The sequence below is a fragment of the Castellaniella sp. FW104-7C03 genome, from assembly GCF_040276085.1.
GTDB lineage: Bacteria > Pseudomonadota > Gammaproteobacteria > Burkholderiales > Burkholderiaceae_B > Castellaniella.
The window spans coordinates 60140-85557 of the sequence record NZ_JBELOK010000010.1; the positions used below are offsets into that span (position 1 = coordinate 60140).

Below are 25418 nucleotides of genomic sequence, written 5' to 3' on the forward strand. Positions count from 1 at the left end.
ATGCCTGCGATTGAAGCAATTCGCAATGAACATCGCGCAATCGCAGCCGTCCTGAATGCGCTCTCGGCCGTTGTCAAAGGAATCGAGGCCGGGCGTTTGGCGCCGGATTTCATCTTGCTGGCCAGCCTGATCGAGTACATCGCAGAGATGCCGGACAAACTGCATCATCCCAAGGAAGAACAGATCTTTGCGCTGTTGCGTACTAAAACACAAGAGCAGGACGAGCATCTGGATCGCCTGGAGGCGCAGCATCAGGACACGCTGCGAGCCACCAGCGAGCTGGACCGTGCCTTGGTGCATTACATGCAGGCTGGTGCATCCGGTTTTGTAGGATTCCGGGATGCCGTGAATACCTACATGACAGAAGAATGGGACCACATGGGTACCGAAGAGCGCCATATCCTGCCGGCTGCGCGCAAATATTTTGTACCCGACGAATGGCACGCCATCGATCAGGATTTTGCCCGTAACGGTGATCCCTGGACGGGCCCGGACAATCAGTATGCGCAGCTCTTCAGCCAAATCGCCAGACTGGCGCCTGCGCCTATTGGGGTAGGTAGCCCGCATTCAATCTGATTTTTTTGTTCAATTGGCAAAGGTTCCCTCGGGAAGCACGCATCATCCTGGGTGCACGGCTGCGGGCGCAGGTTCAAAGTGCCGCCGCTGACGGACAGGGTCTTGGAGATATGTTATGCAGTTTCATCATCAGGGATACGTTTCTGCGGATCCGCGCATTCAGCCTGCTGCTGGCACCGGGTTAAACCGTCCTGCCGAGTTGCCGGATCATATGGATGTTCTGATCGTCGGCGCAGGGCCGGCAGGTGTCGTGGCGGCGGCACAGCTGGCCCAGTTTCCCGAGATTACCACCCGCCTCGTGGATCGTCGGGCCAGCCGCCTGGAAGTCGGGCAGGCCGACGGCATCCAACCGCGCAGTGTCGAGACCTTTGAAGCCTTCGGTTTTGCTGACCGCATCGTGGCCGAAGGCTGCCGGGTGGTTGAAACAGCCTTCTGGAAACCGGACCCCAAGGATCCGACCCGGATTGCCCGGACATCCCGAGTGCTGGAAGATCCCAATCATGTCAGCGAATATCCCCATATCACCGTCAATCAGGCGCGTGTGCTGGATTATTTCTCAGAGGCAATGGCCTTTGCTCCCACACGTATGCAAACCGACTGGGGGTACGAATTTCAGTCGATTGAGCGCACAGAGACGGGCTCGCATCCGCTTAAGGTTACCTTGCTTAAAAAAAGCGCTGATGCACCGGATGAAACCCGGATTGTGCATGCCAGGTTTGTGGTGGGAGCCGATGGTGCCCACAGCCGGGTGCGTGCAGCCATTGGTTGCACGCCGGCCGGAGATTCCTCCAATCATGCCTGGGGTGTCATGGATTTGCTGGCAGTCACGGACTTTCCGGATATCCGGATCAAGTGCGCCATTCAGTCAGACCAGGAAGGCAGTATCTTGCTGATCCCGCGTGAAGGCGGGCATTTGTTCCGGCTGTATGTCGATCTTGGAGAGGTTGATCCGTCAGATCGTGGCGCAGTGCGTAAAACGTCTGTCGATCAGGTGATTGCCCAGGCCAGGAAAATCCTGCACCCCTACAACCTGGATGTAAGGGATGTGGCGTGGTTCAGTGTCTACGAAGTTGGGCATCGGGTCTGTGATCGCTTTGATGACGTGCCGCCGGCAGAAATCGGCACACGTACGCCACGGGTGTTTATCGTGGGTGATGCCAGCCACACGCACAGTGCCAAAGCCGGGCAGGGGATGAATGTCTCCATGCAGGATGGCTTCAATCTGGGCTGGAAGCTGGCCCATGTGTTGCAAGGCCGCAGCCCTGCCAGCCTTTTGCATACCTATTCTGGTGAGCGTCAGGTGGTGGGCGAGGACATCATCCGTTTTGACAAGCGTTGGGCATCGATCCTGGCAAAGCGCCCGGAAGATTTTTCCAGCCCCCAGGCCCTCGAAGAAGCATATTTGCAGATTACCGAGTTTGCTCAAGGCTTTATGACATGCTATCCGCCGTCCATGATTGCGGGCGAGGGTGAGTATGCGGGCCTGGCCTCGGGCTACCCCATTGGCCGGCGCTTCCGATCGGCGATGGTTGCGCGAGTTGCTGACGGCGTGGCATTGCATATGGGCCATGAAGCCCGTGCCGATGGCCGGTGGCGCCTGTATGTGTTTGCAGATCGGGCTGCGGCGGGGCAATCCGAGGCGATGCGCACTCTGGCCGACTGGCTGCAAAATGCAGCCGAGTCGCCTTTGCGTGGCTATACACCTGGCGGGCTGGATGCAAACGCCTGGTTCGACCTGTCTGTCATCTACCAGCAACTGCACACAGAAATCGACATTAACCAGGTGCCGGCCGTCTTTAAGCCCGCCGTGGGACAGTTTGGCCTGACAGACTACGAGCGGGTGTACTCGGTATTGCCGGGCGACGATATTTTTGCGCAGCGCCAGATTGATCGGGACGGTGCGATGGTGCTGGTCAGGCCTGATCAGTATGTGGCCCATGTATTGCCCTTGTCGGCGACTGCCCGACTGGGCGAATTTATCGGCGGGTTTACCAGCCGCCAGTCTTGAACCATGGGCGGCGGGCAGCTATAGAGATCTTGCTTCTTTAGCTGTGCCGCCTGTGTTGCAAGACCAGATGGCACACCATCCCGATCACCAGACCCCAGAAGGCGCTGCCGATACCCAGCAAGCTCATTCCGGAAGCAGTGGCCAGAAAGGTAATGAGAGCGGATTCCCGATGAGCGGGTATGGCCAGCGCGTCGTGCACGCTGCTGCCTAGCGTGCCCAGCAAGGCCAGGCCTGCGATGGCCGCTACCAGTTCTTGTGGAAAGGCTGCAAACAGGGCGACTACCGTGGCGCCGAAGATGCCTGTCAAAAAATAAAAAATACCGGCCCACACCGAAGCCTTGTAGCGCTCGCGTGAGTCGGGATCCGCATCCGGACTCATGCAAATGGCAGCCGTGATGGCGGCCAGGTTATAGGCAAAGCCGCCAAACGGCGCCAGAATAATGCCCGTGAGGCCTGTCCAGGAAATCAGTGGGGATGCAGGCACGTGGCTGTAGCCGTTGGCCCTGAGCACTGCCAGGCCAGGCACGTTTTGTGATGTCATGGTGACAATAAACAAAGGTAGCGCGACACCGATCAGGGCAGAGACTGAAAACGATGGTGCCATCCATACAGGATGGGCGGGTGCCCAGTCGAGACCTCCCAGGGGCAACTGGCCTTGCAGGCTGGCCATCGCCATCCCGGCCAGCAAGGCCAGTGGCACGCTGTAGCGGGGCAACAATCGCCGGGCAAGGATAAAGGTGGCTACCATGACAAACACCAAAGCGGGTTGCGCTTGCAATGAGGTAAACAGGTCCATCCCGAAGCGCAACAAGATGCCGGCCAGCATGGCTGAGGCCAGGTGGTGGGGTACCCAGTTCATGATTTTCTGGAACCAGCCTGTCATACCACACAGGGTGATCAACGCGGAGCTGACGATAAACACACCAATGGCCTGGGATAGCCCGATATCGCCAAGGCTGGTGGCCAGCAGGGCGGCTCCCGGGGTAGACCATGCTGTGAGTACCGGTGCTTTCCAGGCCAGTGACAGCCCGACACAGCTGAGCCCCATGCCGATGCCCAGCGCCCACATCCATGAAGCCAGTTGTGCATCTTGTGCGCCTGCTGCGCTGGCTGCCTGAAAGATGATGGCGACAGAGCTTGTATAACCCACCAGCACCGCAATAAAACCGGCTGACAGGTGTGAGATCTTGAACCAGGCACCAAGCCGGGAAAAGGCAGAAGCGGCCGGCTTTGGGCTTGGTGGTTTCATGTCGGACAGCCAGACATCAGCAAATAATTACGGTGCGGCGCGGGTGATGCCATGTGCCCAGGTAAAGGCATCCTGTACCAGCGGTGCAATCTGGCTGCTTGTCTGTTGCAAGTTGTTTAGCAATGGCGCGAGGTCTTCTGTCTGGTCGCGATCCGAGGGAAACAGCAGTGTGGCCAGCCGAAGTTCATCACCCAGGAGGCCCGTGCGGTGCAGCAGGGCGTCTCGGATAGGCACGTCCAGTTGGATCTGTTGCAGCAGATCGACCATTGTGCCGTTAAACATTTGGTCGATCACTGACAGTATGCCTGTCGTGAAGGCAGACTCTGCCCGGACGGCTTGGTCTGGGTATCTTTGCTTGGAGAGTGCCTCCATGAAGTGCCCACGCGCGCTGGCCTGGATCAGGGCGGGAGACAGATAGCCGGTGGGCCGGCCGGTCTCGGTATACATCAGCACCTGTATCCAGCGCTGAAGCTCGCGGCGCCCCAGCAGCATGATGGCCTGGGGCAGGGAGGTGATTTCCTGGCTTAAGCCATAGGCTGGTGTATTCACCATATCCAGCAAGATCTTGACCAGCTCGCTGTCTTGTTCAAGACAGCGCTGGATCTCGGGGGTTTCGCCTTCGCCCATGATCAGGGACACCAGATTGAGCAAGGTATTTTGGCGGACAGATAAGGTGGTGGCGGCGACCAGGTCGCGTGGCCACTGGCCTGCGTACAAGGTAAAGCCCAGCAGCAGAAAATTATCCAGCGTGGCTTTGTCGGGTGGATCAATGGCCAGCAACAACCGCCCTGCCTGCTTATGCTGAAAGCTTTGTTTAAATATATCAGCCTTGGTGCTGATGGCGGAGTTAAACCCCACCACTTTGACAAATGGCAGCAGGCTGCTGCGCTCGGGTTGTGCGGCAAGGTCGCCGCGCAGGCTGAAGCCCAAGCCGCCATGTGCCAAGCCTTGCAGCGCCTGGATGAGCTCAGGCGTGAGGTCGAGGATATCGGGAAACTCGAGATAGCAGCGGTTGCGCGGAAGCATGACGGCCATTGTGCTTTGCAGCAGGGCCGGTGTTGCATCAATCCAGTGGGGGGCGTATGCCAGCAGCTGGTTGATCCCGTACTCTCGGGCGGCCTGCATGACGGCCAGGCCGGCGTCAGCGCCGGGGTGTTGTGGATCTGTCCATAGAATACGGAGACGATATCCGTGCAGGCCCTGATCCTTATTGAGAACAGGCTCTCGTCGGATCAAAAAAGGAGGGGGTGCGGCTGGGGGTGTTTCTTGTTCCTTGGGGGTGTCCTGCTCGGCCATCAGGCTGGTCTCCATTGTGTATCTTGTGGTGTTGAGCCGGAACCGTACGGCATCCTGCCCCGCTGATCTTTATCTTATTGTGCAATGGTTGGCTGCATGCGTTCACCCATCGCGCAGGACATTATAGGTAAGTCTACAATCGGGAGGTTGATAAACCGGAGATACCCATGCCAGGATTGCTACCCAAGGTAGACCCAGAAGGTCTGCTGGAATACTCGGTGGTCTACACCGACCGCGCATTGAACCACATGTCTCAGTCCTTTCAGGAAGTCATGCGGGATATTTCCCGGACGCTCAAAAGCGTTTATGGTGCTCACTCGGCGATTGTGATTCCGGGGAGTGGCACCTTCGGCATGGAGGCGGTTGCCCGCCAGTTTGGCACCAATAAACGCTGCCTGGTGATTCGCAACGGCTGGTTCAGCTATCGCTGGACGCAGATTTTTGAAGCAGGCAATATCCCCTCCGAATCGTGTGTCCTGAAAGCGCGTCCCATCGAGTCCGGTGCGCAGGCATTTTTTGCCCCGCCTCCCGTCCAGGATGTCGTGGCTGCGATTCACGAATTCAAACCCGACGTTGTCTTTGCCGCACACGTTGAAACCGCGTCGGGCATCATGCTGCCCGAAGAATACATTCGCCAGGTGGCGGATGCAGTGCACGAGGAAGGTGGCCTTTTTGTGCTGGATTGCATCGCATCGGGCACCATCTGGGTCAATATGCGTGATGTGCACGCCGATGTGCTGATCTCCGCCCCTCAAAAGGGCTGGACGTCATCTGCCTGCTGCGGGCTGGTGATGCTCAGTGAAACCGCCCGTGAGCGCATCGAATCCACCCAAAGCACCAGCTTTGCCTGTGATCTGCGCAAATGGCTGGGGATCATGGAAGCCTACGAGAAAGGCGGGCACGCCTACTACACCACACTGCCAACGGATGCTCTGATTATCTTGCGCAACGTCATGGCCGAGACACACGCTTATGGCTACGACCGCGTCAAGGCCGAGCAGCAGCAGTTAGGTGATGCCGTGCGCGCCCTGTTGCGCGAACGGGGCTTTAAAAGTGTGGCAGCCCCGGGCTTTGAAGCGCCGGGTGTGGTGGTGAGCTACACCACGGACGATGGCATCCACTCCACCCGCAAGTTTGCAGAGGCGGGCTTGCAAGCCGCCGCCGGAGTGCCGCTGGCTTGTGACGAGCCTGAAGGCTTCAAGACGTTCCGCCTTGGTTTGTTTGGCCTCGATAAGCTGCACAACATTCCGCGCACGGTCGAGTCACTTGCAAAGGCGCTGGATCGCATGGCGTAAGGGCAGGCAACGCCTGACGACCTTGGTATCAGGGCCGCAGGCGATAGCCTGTGCGGAAAATCCAGGCCACTGTCACCAGGCAAACAGCCAAAAACACCAGTGTCATGGCCAGGCTAAGCCATACGTTTACGTCTGCCAGGCCGAAGAAACTCCAGCGAAACCCGCTGATCAGGTAAACCACCGGATTGAGCAAGGTCACTTGCTGCCAAAAGGGCGGCAGCATATCGATTGAATAGAAGCTGCCCCCCAGGAAGGTCAGGGGGGTTACGATCAGCAGCGGCACAAACTGCAGTTTTTCGAAGTTGTCCGCCCAAATGCCGATAATGAAACCAAGCAGGCTGAACGTCAGTGCCGTCAGCACCATAAAGGCAGCCATCGCCAAGGGGTGGTCGATTCTCAGGGGCACAAACAGTGTGGCAGTTGCCAGGATGATGATCCCCAACAACACTGATTTGGTGGCTGCCGCACCGACGTATCCCAGCAAGATATCCAGATAGGACATGGGCGCCGACAGGATCTCATACAGGGTGCCGGTAAATTTCGGAAAATAAATACCAAACGCGGCATTGGAAATACTGTGCGTCAGCAAAGACAGCATGATCAGGCCAGGCACGATAAATGCCCCATAGCTGACGTCGCCCACTTCCTGGATGCGCGATCCAATCGCAGTGCCAAACACCACGAAATAAAGAGAGGTTGAAATGACCGGCGCAATGATGCTTTGCATCAGCGTGCGCCAGGTACGGGCCATCTCGAAACGGTAGACAGCATAGATTGCGGGCCAGTTCATCAATTGGGGTTCCGGATGAGGTCTACGAAAATATCTTCCAAGGAGCGCTGTTCGGTGTCCAGATCGGCCAACACCAGTCCGGCAGACTGCACGGCCGACAACAGTGCAGGCACACCCTTGCCGGCATCGGTGGATTCGTATCGGTAGTACAAGGTGTGCTGGTCAGGCGCAAGCGTCAATGACCAGATTTTCAGGGCTTCAGGCAGTTGCGTCAGTGGATGTGCCAGATGCAGGATCAGGCGTTTTTGTCCCAATTGGTGCATCAGCCTGGCTTTTTCTTCAACCAGCAGCAGGCGGCCCTGGTTGATGATGCCGATACGATCGGCCATTTCTTCGGCTTCTTCGATGTAGTGTGTGGTGAGGATAATGGTGACGCCGGTGGCACGCAGGGATCTCACCAGATTCCACATATCCTTGCGCAAGGCCACATCAACCCCGGCGGTAGGTTCGTCCAAAAATAAAATGGTGGGGTCGTGTGACAAGGCCTTGGCAATCATCACACGCCGCTTCATGCCACCCGACAGGGTCAGTAGCCGGCTGTCACGTTTCTCCCATAACGACAAGGATTTCAGGATCTCTTCAATGCGCTGCGGGTTGGGCGATTTGCCAAACAGGCCACGGGTAAAGCAGACGGTATCCCATACGGTTTCAAACGCGTCGGTGGTCAGCTCCTGGGGCACCAGCCCGATGGCTTGGCGTGCCTCGCGATAATTGCGCACGATGTCGTGGCCGGCTACCTGTACAGAACCGCCACTGGGGTTCACCAAGCCACAGATGATGCTGATCAGGGTGGTCTTGCCCGCTCCGTTAGGGCCCAGGAGAGCAAAGATCTCACCCCGCTGGATGCTCAGGCTCACGGCGTGCAGCGCCTGGTGGCCGGAGGCATAGGTTTTTTCCAGCAAGTGGATATCGATCACAGGATCCGGGGAACGAACGGGGCGTGTATCTTCAGAATCTGACATATCGGGTGACTGACATCCACTGAGCGTTTTAGCTGGCTTGTGCTTAAGGTTGGGGGCCGGAAGGCGTGGAATGGGCGCCCAATACGATGCCGTTCACCACTTGTCCGTAAAGATCGTGCTTGCCGCCATGATGTGCTTTGATGGTGGCTTGCAAATCGCCTTTGAAGCGGGGGTCTTGTGGGCGTTCGTGGGCGTTAATGAAATACGCAACATCCCAAGCCGATTGCTCTGAAAGGCTGCCCCCTTGGCTTAATGGCATGTTGGCGTGGATGAATGCCGCCGCGGTACTGACAGAGTGCATCCCGGCACCCCAGTTGTAGGAGTCATCGCCCCACAATGCCGGAAACACCATTCCTCCGGTGGCATCGTGCTGGCCCTGGCCTTCTGCACCGTGGCACACTGCACAGTGTTGTTCAAACACTTTTTGTCCGCGCACATAATCGGCGGGCTGGTTTGGTTCTGCCAGCTTTGGAAATCCCTGGCCTGGCAGCTTTACTCCCGTGGGGGCGCCTTTGGCCATCCAGTACATATAGCTTTGCAGGTCGACAATCGTCTGGCTTTCGGCCGGGGGTGCCTTGCCGTTCATGCTGAACTGAAAGCAGCCTTGCAAGCGTTCTGCCAGGGTATTGACATGACCATTTTTAGATCGGTAAGCAGGGTACAGCACGTAGGCTGCCCATAGTGGTGCAGCATTAGCTTGACGGCCGGCGTCCATATGGCAGCTTGCGCAATTCATCGAGTTGCCAACGTAGCTGCCGGCAAATTTTGAAGTATGCAGAAAAATATCCTGGCCACGGCGCACGGAGTCGCCGAAATCGCCGTCCGGAATACTATCGGCTGCTGGAGGCGTGAACTGAGGGGGCGTCGCTGCTTTTGCTGTTGGCGCTGTGGCCTTGGGGGTTTCCGGGGTGGCTTGTACCAGAGCAGTATGGAAAGTAAGGGCGCTGGCTATACAGAAGCAAAGAGGTGTCCATTTCATTTTTTTGCTCCATTGGCGGCTTGGTTTGCCTGGGGAAGATCGGCAAAATAGCTCGCAACCACATCAATTTGGTTATCCGTCAGACGCTTGGCGATATTACCCATTAGGGCACCCGGGCCGCCGGGGCGTTTGTCGGCCTTCCATAAGTTGAACTGCGCCACGATATAGTTTTTGCTTAGCCCGGCGATCGCCGGAAACTGGCTTCCGACCCCAATGCCGCCGGCCGCGTGGCACTGCGTGCATGCGGGAACATCGCGTGACCAGTCACCTCGGTTGGCCAGCCATGCGCCGCTGTTGATCGGCGCTGGGTAAGTGTCTGCTTTGGTGGCGATTATGTTGGGATCCCATGGATGCGGCAACGAGCTGACGTAGGCAGCGACCGCTTCACGCTGGCTGCCAGATAACGCAGATGCCATGGGTTTCATAATGGCGCTTTCCCGGGTGCCGTCTGCCAGATAGGTTAATTGCTCGGCCAGATATGTCTTGCCTTGGCCCGCCAGGTAGGGAAAGCTTGCAGCGGCATTGCCTTCGGCATTGACACCGTGACAGGTGGCACAGGCAGGCGTGCCTGCGGCCCCTTGGGTGTATATTTTTTTGCCTTCATCCTGTTGCGTGTCGGCCCACGCAGTAGACATCACTGCCAAACTGAGGCACCCTGCCAACAGTAACAGGCAATTGATAGGCCTGGTGGTTGATTTCATGGTTCGTCTCTTGAGAGTTGGATGACCTTTTGGATCGTTTAATTATAGACATTGCCGCCATTTTCCCTTGTCGGATCTTACGGCTTTGTGCTGTGTTTGCCGCAGCAATGTTGCTGGTGGCGTGTGCCGGCCCTCAGGGCGGCCGCTCAGGTGTTGCGCAAGGTCCGCATATCAGCCCGGCCCAGCGCACGGAAGTTGTGCTGACGGCGTTAAGCCTTCTGGACACCCAATATCGCTATGGTGGTGCGCGGCCTGTTGGTGGCTTCGATTGCAGTGGCCTGGTCAAGTATGTGTTTGCCACCGCTACAGATACGTCGCTGCCGCACAACACTGATCAGATCGCTCAACTCAGTCATCCGGTGCCTCGCAGCCAGTTGCAGCCGGGTGATCTGGTGTTTTTCAATACCCTGGGGCGGCGTAATTCGCATATGGGTATTTATGTGGGTGATGGCCGCTTCATTAACGCGCCCTCAACAGGAGGGCACGTGCGTATTGATTCTCTGGATAGTGCTTATTATCGGCGGCACTTTCAGTCGGTGGGTACCCTGTTTGCCCGATAAGGCAGCGTGCTGCCGGGTACTACTGTTTGTCTGTTTCTGGCCAGTAGTGGCTATCGGGCAGTTTGCGAGAACCAAAAATGGCCTGGCCCACCCGCACAGTGGTGGCGCCTTCTTCGATGGCCCACTCGAAATCGCCGGACATACCCATGGATAGCTCGGCAAATGCCTCGCCCTGGGGGGCATCCTGGCGCAACTGCTCGCGCAGGCTGCGCAGCAGCCGAAAACAGGGTCGTACGTGATCTTGGTCGGATGAAAACAGAGCCAGCGTCATCAGCCCGCGGACACGCAAAGCACGATAGGCAGGCAAGGCGCGTGCAAATGCCACGACCTCATCAGGAGCAAGGCCAAACTTGCTGGCCTCGCCCGAGGTGTTGACTTGCACAAACACATCCAGGGCGCGGCCTTCTTCCTGCAGTCGGCGATCCAGTGCTTCGGCAACCCGCAGGTTATCCAGTGCCTGAAACTCTGTGGCAAAGCGGGCTACAAACTTGGCCTTGTTGGTTTGCAGGTGGCCAATGACCGCCCAGTTCAGATCAGAGAGATCCTGCATGGATTCCCATTTGCCGTAGGCTTCTTGTACCTTATTTTCGCCCAGCAGGCGGCACCCGGCAGCGTAGGCCATGCGGATCCTGGCTTCATCCACTGTTTTGCTGACAGGCAATAGCCGTACCTCGGCCGGATCCCGGCCGGCACGCTGGCAGGCCGCCAGAATGCGTTGTTGGATATCGGCAAGGTTTGCCTGGATTTCTTCTTGTGAGGTGGCCGTGTGGTAGGCCGGGCGGGCAGGGGCAGCAGCACTCATGGTGGTTCTCGAAAAAAAGCGGGTCGGCGCCCTAAAGGATACCTCTTTATCACGGTGGCCTTGCGTACCCATCATCTGTGCGCCGGTGCAAAAGCCCTGGCTTGCCTGCCCGGCCCGGGCCGCTGCCTGGATCCCGTATGATGTCAAATGTCGTGGCGCAAGCATCCGGAAACAGGGAGGGAGATGAACACGCAGGCCATCGAACTGACACCAGGATTGGTGCTGGTGCACGGCAATCGCGCCGAACAGCTGAGAGATGTGCTGGCTGCCTGGATGCAGCATAGCCCGCTGGAACCCCTCGAAAACGAATGCGTTTTGGTGCAAAGCAACGGCATCGCCCAGTGGCTGCGGCTGGCGCTTGCCGACAACCGATACGGCGGCGTGGCCGCAGCCCTGGATTTTCTGTTGCCGTCCCGCTTTATGTGGCAAGCCTACCGCAGCGTGCTGGGGCCAGAGTCGGTGCCCGAGCGCTCGGCCCTGGACAAGGATGCACTCGTCTGGCGGCTCATGCGCCTGCTGCCGGAGCTGTCTGCTCAGACCAGGTACGCCGTCCTGCAGCAGTTTTTGGCAGATGATCCTGATGTGCGCAAGCGCTACCAGCTGGCATGTCAGGTGGCTGATATTTTTGACCAGTACCAGGTGTACCGGGCTGATTGGTTGCAGGCCTGGGCTGAGGGCAGGCAAGTGCTTCCAGGGATGCATGCCGAGCCCGATATCCCCGAAACGCAAGTTTGGCAGGCACACCTGTGGCAGGATCTGTTGGCCGATCTGGCGGCGGATCCCCAGGTGTGCGGCTTTTTACAGGCGGGAGGCCGTCCCGTGGTCGGCCGCGCAGCCATCCACGAAGCTTTTATGGCTAAAGTGCAGACAGAGCGCTTGGACCAACGGCCACAGGGGCTGCCACGTCGCATTCTCGTGTTCGGGATTTCTGCCATGCCCCGTCAGGCATTCGAAGCACTGGCCGCCCTGTCCCGGTGGGTTCAGGTATTGGTGTGTGTCCATAACCCTTGTGCCCACTATTGGGCCGATATCCAGGGCGGGCGGGAGGTCTTGCGGGCGCGGTTCAAGCGTCAGGCGCGCCGCCCGGGTTTGCCGGACCATCTGGATGAAGCTGCCTTGCATCAGCAAACCCATCCCCTGTTGGCCTCGTGGGGGCGCCAGGGGCGTGACTACATCGGCATGCTGGATGATTTTGATGATCCGGCCCAGAGAGACCGCTGGATTCCTCAGTTTGATGCCCTGCATCAACGCATCGATGCCTTCGAGACGCTGCCGGGTGCTACGTTGCTGGCGCAGTTGCAGGATGATATGCGTGATCTTCGGCCGCTGAGCGAAACCCGCCAGCGCTGGCCTGCCATCGATCCCACGACAGACAACTCCATCTGCTTTCATGTGGCGCACGGTGCCTTGCGCGAGATCGAAATCCTGCAGGACCAGCTGCTGGCAGCATTCGATGCAGATCCTTCCTTGCATGCACGGGATGTCATCGTCATGGTGCCTGACATCGACACCTACGCCCCGCATATTCAGGCAGTCTTTGGCTTGTATGGGCCTCAGGATGCGCGTCATATTCCCTACAACCTGGCAGATCGCAGCACCCGCCAGACCGACCCGCTGATGGTGGTGCTCGAACAGCTGCTGTTTTTGCCGCGACAACGCCTGGGTCTCTACGAAGTGCTGGAATGGCTGGAGGTACCGGCCTTACGCCGCTGTTTTGAGATCTCTGCAGAAGACTTGCCCGCCGTTCAGGCCTGGGCACGTGAAGCCCGGGTGCGCTGGGGCCTGCATGCGGGCCATCGGGATTCGTTTGATCTTGCCCAGTCACCACAAGCGGCCTATCGATATACCTGGCAATTTGGCTTCGACCGTATGCTGCTGGGGCATGCGGCGGGCGCCAGTTCCTCTGCCTGGCAAGGTATCGAGCCCTATGCCGAGCCCTCCGGGCTGCAGGCAGTTGTCCTGGGTGGAATCGGACATTTGCTGGATCGGCTGGATCACTATTGGCAGATACTGGCCAAACAGGCCACGCCAGGGCAGTGGCTAAGCCAGTTTCAGTCCTTGCTGGCAGACTTTTTTGTGCCGGATACCGATGCCGAGGCCCTGATTCTGGGGCAGTTTCGTGAATCGCTGCTGGCCTGGTTCGAGCACTGCGAGGCCGCTGGCCTGCAAGAGCCTTTGCCTTCCTCTATCGTGGCCGAACATTGCCTGGCGCAGATCGATCGCTCAGGTTTGTCACAGCGGTTCTTTGCGGGTTCTGTCACGTTTGCAACCTTGATGCCCATGCGCGCCATTCCCTTCCGTCGGGTGTGCCTGCTGGGGATGCAGGATGGTGAGTTTCCGCGTCGGGCGGTGCCCTCGGATATGGACTTGATGGTCAGCCATCCTCGGCCGGGCGATCGTTCCCGACGAGAAGACGACCGTTATCTGTTTCTCGAGGCAGTGCTGTCTGCGCGCGACCAGTTATATCTCTCGTGGGTTGGACGCAGCATCCTGGATAACGCAGAGCAGCCACCGTCCGTCTTGATTTCGCAACTGCGGGATCACCTTGATCGTGGCTGGCAGTGTACCGATACCCAGGTGCCTGTCTCTGAAGCCCTCACATGCCTGCACCCCCTTCAGCCGTTCAGCCTTCGGTACTTTCCATCCAACCCATTGGCCGGCGCCAAAGCGCTCTTCACCTATGCGCATGAGTGGCGCTCTCGCCTCCCGGCTACGCAGCCGTCTGCTGTGCTTGCGCAGCCAGACGATGACGTCAAGGCAACGCTGAAGCTGGAAGATTTGCAACGTTTTTTAAAGACCCCTGTCGAGCAGTTTTATCGTCGGCGCCTGCGGGTGGGCTTCAATGACATGACTCAGGCGGAAGATGAAGAAGAACCATATCTGTACGACGGCCTCCAGAAATGGCAGCTAGACGGCCGTTTGCTGGAGGCGGTTTGCCAGGCGGCATCTTCAGGCGTGGATCTGGCAAACAGCCCTCAAGCCGGCCTGATGGCAGCGTTGGATAAGACCTTGCTCCGCTTGCAAGGAGAGGGGGGAATTGTCGACGGCAGCCTGGGAGACGCGATTGCCACGCGTATCAAAGCCTCATTGGTGCCCGCCATCGAGCAGTACGTAGAGGCGTGCACCCAGTGGCCGCTTGACGCAAAAGGTCATTCCTTGCGACTTTCCCAGATGCTGCCGGGCACCAGCAACCTTGCTGCGTTTGAAGACACCCTTGGAGGCTGGCGGCAAAGTACCGACGGCCAATGGGCGCGAGTCATCCTGCAGCCCAGCCACCTGGTGAAGTCCAGCAGTCATTACGCATTTAAAAACATGGTGGCTGCGTGGGTTGAACATATTACCGCGCATGTCTGGGCGCGGCCTTCCACCCTGGTGCTGATTTCACCCAAAGGAAAAATCCAGTTTGACCCTTTGCCCGTGCACGAGGCGCAGCGCGTGTGGGGCAACTGGTGGGCCGTCTGGCAGCAGAGCCAATCAGCTCCATTGCCGATAGAGATCGAATCCGCTTCGGCCTGGCTTAGGGCGGGTGCCGATCCAGACCCTGACAGTGGTGCGTGGCAGGCAGCAGAGAAAGCCTATCAGCAGGCACAAGATCGTTCGTTGTGCCTGCGTCGCAGCTACGCAGATTTTGCACAGCTGGTGTCGGATGGTCGTTTTTTTGATCTGGCCAACACACTGTATGGTTCCCTGGCCGCAGCATTGCCACAAAAAAAGCAGCGCTCAGTGGGTAGCAAGCAAGCCCTCCGGCAAGAGGATGCCGTATGACAAATCATCCTGGCATCGACCCGATTGCTATTGCCCAAGTAGACCCCCTGCATTTCAGCCTGCGTGGCAGTCATCTGATAGAAGCCAGTGCAGGCACGGGCAAGACGTGGACAATTGCCGCACTTTATGTGCGTCTGGTGCTTGGGCACGGTGGCCAGGCAGCGCGGCTGCCCGCGCAGATCCTGGTGCTGACGTTTACCGAGGCGGCCACACACGAGTTGCGGGATCGCATCCGCAGCCGCCTGATCCAGGCGGCTGCCTGCTTTGCTGGCCCTTCGGTTTCTGCCGAGGAGTGTCAGGATCCGTTTTTGTGTGCCTTGCGGGCAGAGTATCCAACAGCCCAATGGGCCGGGTGCGCACGTTTGCTGGATCTGGCTGCACAATCCATGGATGAAGCCGCAATTTCCACCATCCATGGCTGGTGTAACCGGGTGCTTGGCGAACACGCCTTTGATAGCAGTCAGCTGTTTCATCAGCAACTGCTCGAAAATCTGGCAGACCTCACACGGGAAGTCGCCTGGGATTATTGGCGGGCCTGCGTGGCATCCCTGGATGGCCGCTCGCTGGATATTGTGCTGGGTATGTGGGCCAACCCGGATGCGCTGGCGGCAGCCATGTCTTCGGCCCTTACCCGTGAGGGGCTGCCACAGGTCGAAATGGATTCCCTGCAATCAGCATGTCGGCAGGGGATGGCCGAACAGCAAGCCCAGGTGCGTGTGCTTAAGGCGGCCTGCGAGGCCACCCTGGACGATTTCCAGGCCTGGCTTGAGTCTCAGGGCGGTGCAATCAAAATTGATGCCAGATCCAGAGGCAAGTGGCTGGGTGCTTTGCGCGCGTGGGTGCTTGATGACGAGCAGATCCGGCCCGCGCTGACTGACACGGGTTTGGCTGCTCTCACACCAGAAGGGCTGGCAAGCCGTTGGCGTGGCGAAGGCCAGGTGCCCAGTTGGCCGGCAGGCAGCGACGTAGTGCAGACGCTGGTGGCCCAATTGCCGCAGCTATCCCATGCCTTGCGTGCGCCTGTGTATGACCATGCGCTGGTGTGGATGGCGCAGCGGCTGCAGGCCATGCTGACGCAGCGCGGTGCGATGGGCTTTGATGGCTTGCTCAGCAACCTCGACTCCGCCTTGCGCCGGGCGCAGGGAGAGGCGCTTGCGCAAACCTTGCGACACCAGTTTCCCGTGGTGATGATTGATGAGTTTCAGGATACGGATCCTTTGCAATACCGGATCTTTGATCGCATCTATCGGGTGGCAGAGCCTTCACCCGATACCGCGCTGATCTTTATCGGAGATCCCAAACAAGCCATCTACGGGTTTCGGGGGGCGGATGTACAAACCTATCTGCTTGCCGCTCAGGCCTGTGCCGGGCGCGTCCAGACCCTGAGCCGAAACTATCGGTCAGACAGCCTTCTGGTGCAGGCCGTCAATCATTGTTTCGATCGCCACGAGGACGGCGCGGTGTTTCCCACCGCCCGGCACGGTGAGTCCATTGCCTTTCATCCCGTGCAGGCCGAGGGACGGGCCGAACGCTGGTTCTTTGATGGCAAACATCCGGCAGTGCTGCAGGCCGCCTGGCTGACCCCCGAAGACGCCGATACCTTGTCAAATACCGCCTATCGCAATAAAGCGGCCATGCTTTGTGCAAGCCAAATCGTTCAGGTGCTTCGAGGCGGTGCTGAGGGGCAGGCGGGTTTCCTGTCGGCCGAGGGCCTGCGGGCCGTGCGCCCGTCTGATGTGGCTGTATTGGTGAATTCCCGGGGAGAAGCCCAGGCAGTACGGGATGCGCTGACAGTGCAGGGCGTGCGTAGTGTGTATTTGTCAGATCAGCGTTCGGTGTACGCCTCCGAGATCGCGCAGGAGATTGGCTTCATCCTGCAGGCCTGCGCACATCCTCAGGACGAGGCGGCCATTCGCGCAGCCCTGGCAACACCCTTGCTGGCGCAGTCTTTATCACAACTGGCTCAATGCGTGGATGACGAATGGGCCTGGGATGAGCGGGTGGAACAATTTCAGGCTTATGCCGTGCGCTGGCGCCAGGCGGGTGTTTTGCCTGTCTTGCGTCAGGTGTTCCGCGATTTTGATGTGCCGGCGCGGCTGCTGTCCCTGGGGGCTGCCGGAGAGCGTCAGCTGACGGATTGCCTGCATGTGGCCGAGCTGCTGCAGCAGGCCAGTGTGCAGCTGGATAGCGAAGGAGCGCTATTGCATTACCTTGCCCGTCAACGTGAAAGTGCGCAGGATGCCGTCACAGAGGATGCCCGGCGGGTTCGCCTCGAAAGTGATGATCAGCTGGTTCGTGTGGTCACGGTTCACAAGTCCAAAGGGTTGGAGTACCCCTTGGTATTTCTGCCGTTTGTCTGCAGCGGTGGGTGGCCGGGCCCCAAATCCGGGCCGCAGCAATTGCACTGGGGCGGTCGACGTCAGTGGCTGTTTCAGCTGGATGATGCCCAGACGCAGCAATGGGCGCTTGAACAACTTGGCGAAGAAGTCCGAAAGTTTTATGTGGCCCTGACTCGTGCAAAGTTTGCCGTCTGGCTGGTTTTGGCTGATGTCGACAAGCGCAGTACCAGTGGCATCGCCCATGCGCTGGGCGATCCTCTCAAAGATGCCTGGGATGAGCGTTGCCGCTTGTATCCGGATCAGTTTGCCTGGTTGCCGGATAGTCCTCAAGGCGATGAAGTGGGCCAGGAGGGTTGGGCGGGCATTTCCGTGGTTTCCCCTGCTCAAGCGCCTGGGCCTGCCCGGCGCTTATCCCGGCCGGTGCTGGATACTCCCTGGTGGATTGCCAGTTATTCTGCCTTGCATTGGGATAATGCAGGCCAGGCCGTGTCCTGGACACGCCCGGAAGCCCCTGAGACAGTCACGGGGGAGATCTTGCGTGAAGACTTCCCTGTGCATGCGTCCCAGCCGGAGACCGGCGACGCGTCGCTAGCCCTGCCAGGGTTTCCTCGTGGCAGTGAAGCCGGTACCTTTTTGCATGGTTTGCTGGAGTGGGCAGGGCGGCGCAATTTTCGCCAGCTGGAGGGGGGCGCGCGAGACATGATTGCGCGGCGTTGCGCTGTGCGTGGATGGGAAGCCCATATCGACATGTTGTACGACTGGCTGTTGCAGTTTGCCCAGACACGCTGGCTTCCGGATTTGCCACAAGCGCCCGTGCTGCAGCTAAACCAGGTACAGCGTTGTCTGCCCGAGATGGAGTTCTGGCTGCCGGTACGGCACCTGTCTGTGCAGACGCTGGATAAAGCTCTCACGGCCGGCACCTTTGGTGCGATCCCTCGGCCGGAACTGGAGCCTCATCTGCTGAATGGCCTGTTCAAGGGCTTTATCGATCTCACCATACAGGTGGATGGCCGTTATTACCTGATCGATTACAAGTCAAATGATCTGGGGCCAGCGTGGCAGGATTATGCGCCTGACGCCTTGGTCAAAGCAGTGTGTGCTGCACGCTACGATGTGCAGATGCTGATGTATGTGCTGGCCTTGCATCGGCAGCTGCGCGCCCGCCTGCCGGATTACGACTATCACCGGCATATGGGGGGCGCTGTCTACATGTTCCTTCGGGGCCAACCGTCTCCGGGGCAGGGCCTGATTTCCCTGCGTCCGCCCAGAGTCCTTGTCGATGCGCTGGATGCGCTGTTGCTGGGGCCGGAGCCTGCCTATGACTGATCATTTTCCGGATCCATCGGCGGGAAATCAGAACACTGTGCAGGCACCCTATTTGCCGAGGGGGCAGTCGGGTCATTGGCCGGATTGGCTGCAGTATGGTCAGGAAGATCCCGTGCGCAATCTGGATGTGGCATTTGCCCGCTTCCTGGCTCAGCATGATCCCAGTGCATCTCCTCTTGCCTTGCGGCTGGGCTTGCTGTGCTCCGCCCAATTGGCCCAAGGCCATGTATGTCTGGATCTGATGGCCCCCGCAGTGCTTTTGCCAGCCTCCCCCGAGCGCTGCCTTGAACAGTTGGCGTCGGCGGTATTTGTCGGTGATGGAACCGGCCCCGAGCCTCTGGTATTGCATGACACCCGCCTTTACCTGGCACGTTACTGGCATGCGGGTACCCGGATTCGCAACAGTATTGCCAGCCGGTTGTTGCCGGTTGGTGATCCGGCCGTGAATGTTGCTCTGGCTCGCCAGTGGCTGGATACGCTTTTTCCGCCAGCCCCAAAAGACACTGGCTTCAATTGGCAGAAGCTGGCTTGTGCGATGGCCTTGCGACAACGCTTCAGCATCATCACCGGCGGCCCGGGTACGGGTAAAACCACCACAGTGGTGCGCTTGCTGGCTATTTTGCAGGGCCTGGCGCAGGCGGGGGGTGTTTCTCAAGGTTTGCGCATCCGGTTGGCAGCGCCTACCGGCAAGGCGGCTGCGCGGCTCAGCGAATCCATTTCAGATCAGTTGCAAGCGCTTCTCGCTACTGCAGATCTGGTACTGAAGGCAGCGCTGGACAGCGTCCCTTCGGGGGTGCAGACCGTGCATCGGCTGTTGGGCAGCCGTCCCGATACCCGGCAGATGCGCCACCATGCGGGGCACCCGCTGGATGTTGACGTGCTGGTGATCGATGAAGCTTCGATGCTGGATATCGAAATGGCAGATGCAGTGACCGCTGCCTTGCCACCTCATGCACGCCTGATACTGCTGGGCGACAAAGACCAACTGGCGTCGGTAGAAGCAGGCGCGGTGTTGGGCGAGCTTTGCCGCGACGCAGAGGCCATGCACTACACCGAAGCCACGTGTCGCGCATTGGCCGACTTATCTGGCCAGGATGTGTTGCTGGCTGCCAAGGCACTGACGCTCGCCCAGGAAGATCCTGCGCAGGCTCCGCATTGTCCTGATCTGGCCGGCTCAGATTTGTCGCAAGCTGTCGTGATGTTGCGGCATAGCCGCAGGTTTGGTGTCGATAGCGGGATTGGCCGTTTTGCCGGTGCCGTGAACCAGGGAGATATCCGTGCGGTGCGGGCGCTGCTGCATGCCGGGCTGCCAGATCTCCAGAGTTTTTCGGGTGCAGGCTGGCTGCAGCGTTGTGAGGCCTTGTCGGCGTCGGGTTATCCGGCTGTATTCAGTGCCATGCGTGACCAACGTCCTGGCAACGATGCCGGGCAGTTGTCGTGGGATCACTGGGCACTCGAGCTCTTGCATCTGCAAACCCGCTTTCAGGTGCTGTGTGGCTTGCGTGACGGGCCTTGGGGGGTGCAGGGGCTTAATCAGCAGATTCATACCGCCTTGCAGAGCTTGGGGTGGGTCGCGCCCGATGCCCGCCAATGGTATGCAGGGCAGCCGGTGCTTGTGCGTCGCAATTTGCCCCACCTGGGCCTGGCCAACGGAGATATGGGACTGGTGTTGCCCGTGCCGGGCCCTTCAGGCAAGCCGCATCGCTTGCGGGTGGCGTTTGCCGGGACAGGGCTGCAAAAAGTGCGTTGGGTGTCCCCTGCGCGTTTGCCTGATCTCGAAACGGCCTACGCCCTGACGGTTCATAAATCCCAGGGCTCGGAGTTCGATCGTGTGGTGTTGGTGATGCCTGATCAGGCCGTCCCCCTGGTTACCCGCGAGCTGCTATATACCGGCGCAACGCGTGCCCGCAAGCATCTTGCGCTGGTGCTGCCGGGAGGGGATTCGGTATTGGGCGAGGCGGTGTTGCGGCGCACCCGGCGGGCCGGCGGCATCTGGGACCCCTGAGCCCGGTCAAGCACTGCAGACGCCTGCTTCGCCGCTAAAATGATTGTTCCTCTACTGGAGACGTCCATGCCATCGATCTTCGACCAGAATCTGCCGCAGACACCGGCCAACTTTGCGCCGCTGACACCTTTGTTCTATCTTGAGCGGGCCGCTGATGTATACCCTGATCGCCTGGCGGTGGTGCATGGTCTGGGGCCATCGGCACTGCGCTATAACTGGCACCAGCTCTATCAGCGGTGCCGCCGGCTGGCCAGTGCGCTGCTGCAGCATGGTCTGGGGCAAGACGATACGGTTGCCGTGATGCTGCCCAATATCCCTGCCATGGTAGAGGCGCATTTCGGTATCCCGATGGCGGGTGCGGTACTTAATACGCTCAACACCCGGCTTGATCCAGCCACTGTGGCGTTCATGCTCGACCACGGCGAAGCGCGTGCCGTGATTGTTGATCGCGAGTTTTCGGCTGTCATGTCTCAGGCGTTGGCCTTGCGTCAGCGCGAGACACCGCTGCTCGTCATTGATGTGGATGATCCGCTTTATGACGGCTCCGGGGATCGCATTGGCACACTGGAGTACGAAGCCCTGCTGGCGCAGGGTGAAGCAGATTTTTCATGGCAGCCGCCTGAGTCCGAGTGGGATGCAATCTCCCTGAACTACACCAGCGGCACCACTGGCAACCCCAAGGGGGTTGTCTACCATCATCGGGGAGCCGCCATCAATGCGGTCTCCAATATCCTTGAGTGGGACATGCCCAAGCATGCTGTCTATCTGTGGACGCTGCCCATGTTTCACTGCAATGGCTGGTGTTTTCCCTGGACAGTCGCTGCCCGCACCGGCGTCAACGTGTGTCTCAGGCGGGTCGATGCACAGGCCATCATAGACCGCATGGTCGAGCATGGTGTTACCCACTATTGTGGCGCGCCCATCGTGCATAGCATGCTGGTCAATGCGCCGCAGGCCTTGCGTGATCGTATTCCCCCAGGGGTCAGCGCCATGGTGGCGGGGGCGGCACCGCCGGCCTCCATGATCGAAGGCATGGAGGCGCTGGGCATCGACCTCACGCATGTGTACGGCCTTACCGAGGTCTATGGCCCGGCCACCGCGTGTGCAAAGCACGCACATTGGCAGGATCTGGATATCGGCCAGCGCGCACGCCTGAATTCACGCCAGGGCGTCCGTTATCATCTCCAGCGCTCGGCTGATGTTTTGGATCCCGAGACGATGCAGGCAGTGCCGCATGATGGCGAAACCATGGGCGAAATCATGTTTCAGGGCAATATCTGCATGAAGGGGTATCTTAAAAACCTGCAGGCCACTCGGGCAGCCTTTGCGGGTGGCTGGTTTCACAGCGGAGACCTGGCTGTGGTGGATCCGGACGGCTACATCAAGATCAAAGACCGTTCCAAGGACATCATCATCTCGGGGGGTGAAAACATCTCCTCCATCGAGGTAGAGGACGTCCTGTATCGCCATCCGGCAGTACTGTCGGCGGCCGTGGTGGCCCAGCCCGACGAGCGCTGGGGAGAAACCCCTTGCGCCTTCATCGAACTCAAGGCAGACGCCACCGTTACGGCAGAAGATATCATCGCGCATTGCAAGGCCCACTTGGCGGGCTTTAAAGTGCCGCGCCACATTATCTTTGGTGAGCTGCCCAAGACTTCCACAGGAAAAATACAGAAATTCGAACTCCGGCAGCAGGTGGCCGGCAAATCATGATGCCCGCCGCTTCTTCCAGACATGTTTTGCTTACCACCGCCCAGATGGTGGCAGCCGATCAGGCGGCAGTGTCAGCAGGGGGGGCTTCCAGCGCCTTGATGGCGGCCGCAGGGGCGGCCGTGGCGCGTGAAATCCAGGCCCGCTGGGCACCCACCTCTGTCGTGGTGTTGTGCGGCCCGGGCAATAACGGCGGAGACGGCTTCGTGCTTGCACGCTGTCTGCAGGCTGCTGGCTGGCCTGTGCGCGTGGCACTGTGGGGAGACGCCTCCGCTCTGCGCGGAGACGCCGCCAATGCTGCCGCAGCCTGGGGGCTCGAGATAGCACCGGCGTCGCCTCAGGTGCTCGAAGGGGCCGGCTTGATTGTGGATGCGCTCTTGGGGGCGGGCCTGAACCGTACGCCTGATGCGGGCCTGAAAGCCCTGATTGAGGCTATTAATGCGGCGTCGGCTCCGGTATGTGCTGTGGACGTGCCCAGCGGGCTGGATGGCACGACCGGCCAGGCGCCCGGTGCGGCCGTACAAGCAGCGCTTACCGTCACCTTTTTTCGCCGCAAACCTGGCCATGTGTTGTTGCCGGGGCGCAGCTTGTGCGGCGAGACGCGCTGTGTGGATATTGGTATCCCGCCATCGGTGCTAGACAATATCGCGCATGACACCTGGGTCAACGACCCGGATCTCTGGCTGTCCCGGTTCCCCTGGCCACAGTCCTCGGATCATAAATACCGGCGTGGCCATGTGCTGGTGGTCGGCGGTGAAACCATGCCTGGCGCCAGCCGCCTGGCGTGTCTCTCGGCCGCCCGCATTGGCGCAGGGATGGTCACGCTGGCTGTGCCACCGGCGGCATGGGCCGTGCAGGCGACAGCACTCACCTCGGTCATGGTAGAGGCCCTGCCGGCAGATGGCCGCCTGGACAAGGTCTTGTCGGATGCACGGCGTTCGGTTTTGCTGATTGGCCCAGGGCTGGGGCGTTCTTCGTTGACCCGGTCTCAGGTTTTGTCGATGCTGGACACAAAACGGCCTTGCGTGCTGGATGCGGATGCACTCAGCGTGTTTGCAGATCAGCCCGAAATACTGATTCGGGCCTTGCACCCGCACTGTGTCATGACGCCCCACGAAGGCGAATTCGCGCGTCTGTTCATGGTGGCTGGTGATAAACGTCAGCGGGCGTGTGCGGCAGCTCAGGCCTGCGGCGCTGTCGTGGTGCTCAAGGGGCCTGATACTGTCATTGCCGCGCCGGATGGTTCAAGTGTCATCAATGACAACGCGCCACCCACCTTGGCCACCGCAGGGGCAGGGGATGTGTTGGCGGGGGCCATTGCAGGGCTGTTGGCTGCCGGGATGCCCGGGTTTCTGGCGGCATGTGCTGCCGTCTGGTTGCATGGTCTGGCAGCCGACCAACAAGGCCTTGGTTTGCTAGCCGAAGATCTGCCCGCTGCGTTTCCCCAGGCGCTGGCCACTTTGGCCCGTCTGGGCGAGCCTCGACGGCAAACGTATGGCTGAGACATCGGTGGTGCTGAATGATGAGTCGGCCATGGCGCTGGCCCTTGAGCAAGCCCGGTTGGCGGCGCAACTGGGCGAGGTGCCCGTGGGTGCCGTGGTGGTGGATGCCACCGGCAGGATGCTGGCTGCCGGCCATAACCGCACCATCCTCGATCACGACCCAACAGCCCATGCTGAAGTCGTGGCGTTGCGCCGGGCTGCCACGGCACTGGGTAATTATCGTCTGACGGGCGCACGCCTGTATGTCACGCTTGAGCCTTGTCTGATGTGCCTGGGGGCGATGTTTCATGCGCGGCTGGCAGAAATCGTTTATGGCGCGAACGACCCAAAAACCGGTGCATGTGGTGGCGTGGTTGATTTATCTCCAGTGTCGCGCCTGAACCACCGTACGCAGGTGCGCGGCGGGATTCTGGCATCAGAATCCGGTACCATGCTGCGCGATTTCTTTCGGGCCCGCCGGCGTTCTGCCGTACCTGCACCCCTACCAGAACCTGCTGTGCCGGCAGCAACCCATTTACCGGAAATCAAGCCCATCAAACCTTTGGCAAATACCATGAGCAATCACACCGAACATACCCATTGGGCATGCCCCACGGGTGCCGAGCATGCGCACCACCACGAACCTCCGTCCGGCATCTATCTGATCTCGCCCTCTGGGGCTGTGCCGGACCCCGCCGTGCTGGATCTTTCTGTACAGCGTCTCAAAGAGATGGGATATCGGGTGACGCTTGATCGCACCGTGAGTGCAGTGCACGAGCGTTTTGCCGGCACTGATCGCCAGCGGCTGGCATGCATCCAGCGTGCCCTGAAACAAAAGCATCCGGTAGTGATGGCCACGCGGGGCGGGTACGGGCTTAGCCGCCTGCTGCCTTTTATCGACTGGCAGGCCGTGGCTGACAGCGGCAAAACCTTTATTGGGCAAAGTGATTTCACAGCGTTCAGTTTGGCCCTGCTGGCACAAACAGGCGCTGTCAGCCTGGCGGGGCCCACCGCCCTGTACGATTTTGGTGCAAAGAAATTGGATGACCTGACCCAGGCACTGTTTCAGGAGACCTTGTCGGGCGAGCTCGAAATCCTGAGTTTCGAAACCACGGATGCAGACCCTGTAGATGCCCGGGGTATCTTGTGGGGTGGCAACCTGGCGATGGTGGCATCGCTGGTGGGTACCCCTTATTTGCCTGATATTGATGGTGGTATTTTATTTCTTGAGGACATTGCCGAGCACCCATTCCGCATTGAAAGAATGCTTGCCCAGCTGTGGCATGCCGGTGTGCTGGCAAAGCAGGCTGCCATCGTGTTGGGGCACTTCACCGATTACCGTCTGGCGCCGCACGACAATGGCTACACCCTTGATTCTGTGGTGCACTGGTTGCGCAGCACAGTCAAAGTGCCGGTGGTCAGGGGGTTGCCGTATGGGCATGTCAAGGTGAAGGCCACCTTGCCTGTGGGCGCTCAGGCTGGGATTGCCACCGAAAAAGGCATGGCTCATCTGGTGTTGCAAGAGCACGAACACTGATTTATTCGGTCAGAAGCAAGGGTGCCCACCGAGGCTG

The 25418-nt window shown here is 59.4% G+C and carries 17 protein-coding genes; 10 read left to right on the plus strand and 7 right to left on the minus strand.

The genetic code is table 11. The features are described from left to right. Together ABS758_RS12465 and ABS758_RS12470 are read left to right on the plus strand one after the other, a co-directional pair. Positions 1-576: a hemerythrin domain-containing protein gene (locus ABS758_RS12465; RefSeq protein WP_350383322.1), complete on the plus strand. Its 576-nt coding sequence runs from the start codon at positions 1-3 to the stop codon at positions 574-576. A 115-nt stretch (positions 577-691) separates the two neighbouring features. Then, entirely contained in the window at positions 692-2584 is a 1893-nt protein-coding gene (locus ABS758_RS12470) for an FAD-dependent monooxygenase (protein WP_350383211.1), read from the plus strand. 37 nt (positions 2585-2621) lie between these two features. Here the strand turns inward: ABS758_RS12470 and ABS758_RS12475 are convergent, their stop codons facing one another. Then, positions 2622-3833: a benzoate/H(+) symporter BenE family transporter gene (locus ABS758_RS12475; protein WP_350383209.1), complete on the minus strand. Its 1212-nt coding sequence runs from the start codon at positions 3831-3833 to the stop codon at positions 2622-2624. Positions 3834-3860: 27 nt separating this feature from the next. Next, positions 3861-5144: an EAL and HDOD domain-containing protein gene (locus ABS758_RS12480; protein ID WP_350389095.1), complete on the minus strand. Its 1284-nt coding sequence runs from the start codon at positions 5142-5144 to the stop codon at positions 3861-3863. Between the two features lie 152 nt (positions 5145-5296). On the opposite strand from ABS758_RS12480, the gene ABS758_RS12485 reads away from it, so the two are divergent. Further along, positions 5297-6424, plus strand: a complete 1128-nt coding sequence (locus tag ABS758_RS12485; RefSeq protein WP_350383207.1) for an aminotransferase class V-fold PLP-dependent enzyme — start codon at positions 5297-5299, stop codon at positions 6422-6424. A 28-nt stretch (positions 6425-6452) separates the two neighbouring features. Here ABS758_RS12485 and ABS758_RS12490 read toward each other — a convergent pair whose 3' ends face one another. Genes ABS758_RS12490 through ABS758_RS12505 form a run of 4 tightly spaced genes read right to left on the minus strand, consistent with a single transcriptional unit; the run spans position 6453 to position 9856 of the window. Further along, positions 6453-7214 (minus strand): ABC transporter permease, encoded by a 762-nt coding sequence (locus ABS758_RS12490; RefSeq protein WP_350383205.1) that lies wholly within the window; start codon positions 7212-7214, stop codon positions 6453-6455. Next, a complete protein-coding gene (locus ABS758_RS12495; RefSeq protein ID WP_350383203.1) occupies positions 7214-8176 on the minus strand; it encodes an ABC transporter ATP-binding protein in 963 nt (320 codons plus the stop codon). Before ABS758_RS12495 ends, ABS758_RS12490 begins: the two co-directional genes overlap by 1 nt. A 43-nt stretch (positions 8177-8219) precedes the next feature. Beyond that, positions 8220-9155, minus strand: a complete 936-nt coding sequence (locus tag ABS758_RS12500) for a c-type cytochrome (protein ID WP_350383201.1) — start codon at positions 9153-9155, stop codon at positions 8220-8222. Next, positions 9152-9856, minus strand: a complete 705-nt coding sequence (locus ABS758_RS12505; protein WP_350383199.1) for a c-type cytochrome — start codon at positions 9854-9856, stop codon at positions 9152-9154. Before ABS758_RS12505 ends, ABS758_RS12500 begins: the two co-directional genes overlap by 4 nt. 92 nt (positions 9857-9948) lie before the next feature. Between ABS758_RS12505 and ABS758_RS12510 the strand changes: the two genes are divergently transcribed. Further along, a complete protein-coding gene (locus ABS758_RS12510) occupies positions 9949-10416 on the plus strand; it encodes a C40 family peptidase (protein WP_350383198.1) in 468 nt (155 codons plus the stop codon). 19 nt (positions 10417-10435) lie between these two features. On the opposite strand, the gene ABS758_RS12515 is transcribed toward ABS758_RS12510, so the two are convergent. Next, positions 10436-11218 (minus strand): YggS family pyridoxal phosphate-dependent enzyme, encoded by a 783-nt coding sequence (locus ABS758_RS12515; RefSeq protein ID WP_350383197.1) that lies wholly within the window; start codon positions 11216-11218, stop codon positions 10436-10438. 183 nt (positions 11219-11401) lie between these two features. Between ABS758_RS12515 and recC the strand changes: the two genes are divergently transcribed. The 6 genes from recC to tadA all read left to right on the plus strand — a co-directional run bounded on the left by recC (position 11402) and on the right by tadA (position 25381). Continuing rightward, positions 11402-14983, plus strand: a complete 3582-nt coding sequence (gene recC, locus ABS758_RS12520; RefSeq protein ID WP_350383195.1) for an exodeoxyribonuclease V subunit gamma — start codon at positions 11402-11404, stop codon at positions 14981-14983. Beyond that, on the plus strand, positions 14980-18648 hold the full coding sequence (recB, locus tag ABS758_RS12525) for an exodeoxyribonuclease V subunit beta (protein WP_350383194.1): 3669 nt from the start codon (positions 14980-14982) through the stop codon (positions 18646-18648). The genes recC and recB overlap by 4 nt, the downstream gene beginning before the upstream one ends. Next, entirely contained in the window at positions 18641-20653 is a 2013-nt protein-coding gene (recD, locus tag ABS758_RS12530) for an exodeoxyribonuclease V subunit alpha (protein WP_350383192.1), read from the plus strand. Before recB ends, recD begins: the two co-directional genes overlap by 8 nt. Positions 20654-20719: 66 nt before the next feature. After that, positions 20720-22366, plus strand: coding sequence for an acyl-CoA synthetase (locus ABS758_RS12535; protein WP_350383191.1), 1647 nt, complete (start codon positions 20720-20722; stop codon positions 22364-22366). Then, positions 22363-23865 (plus strand): NAD(P)H-hydrate dehydratase, encoded by a 1503-nt coding sequence (locus ABS758_RS12540; protein WP_350383189.1) that lies wholly within the window; start codon positions 22363-22365, stop codon positions 23863-23865. The genes ABS758_RS12535 and ABS758_RS12540 overlap by 4 nt, the downstream gene beginning before the upstream one ends. Beyond that, positions 23858-25381, plus strand: coding sequence for a tRNA adenosine(34) deaminase TadA (tadA, locus tag ABS758_RS14990; protein ID WP_492304511.1), 1524 nt, complete (start codon positions 23858-23860; stop codon positions 25379-25381). The genes ABS758_RS12540 and tadA overlap by 8 nt, the downstream gene beginning before the upstream one ends. Positions 25382-25418: the final 37 nt, after the last annotated feature.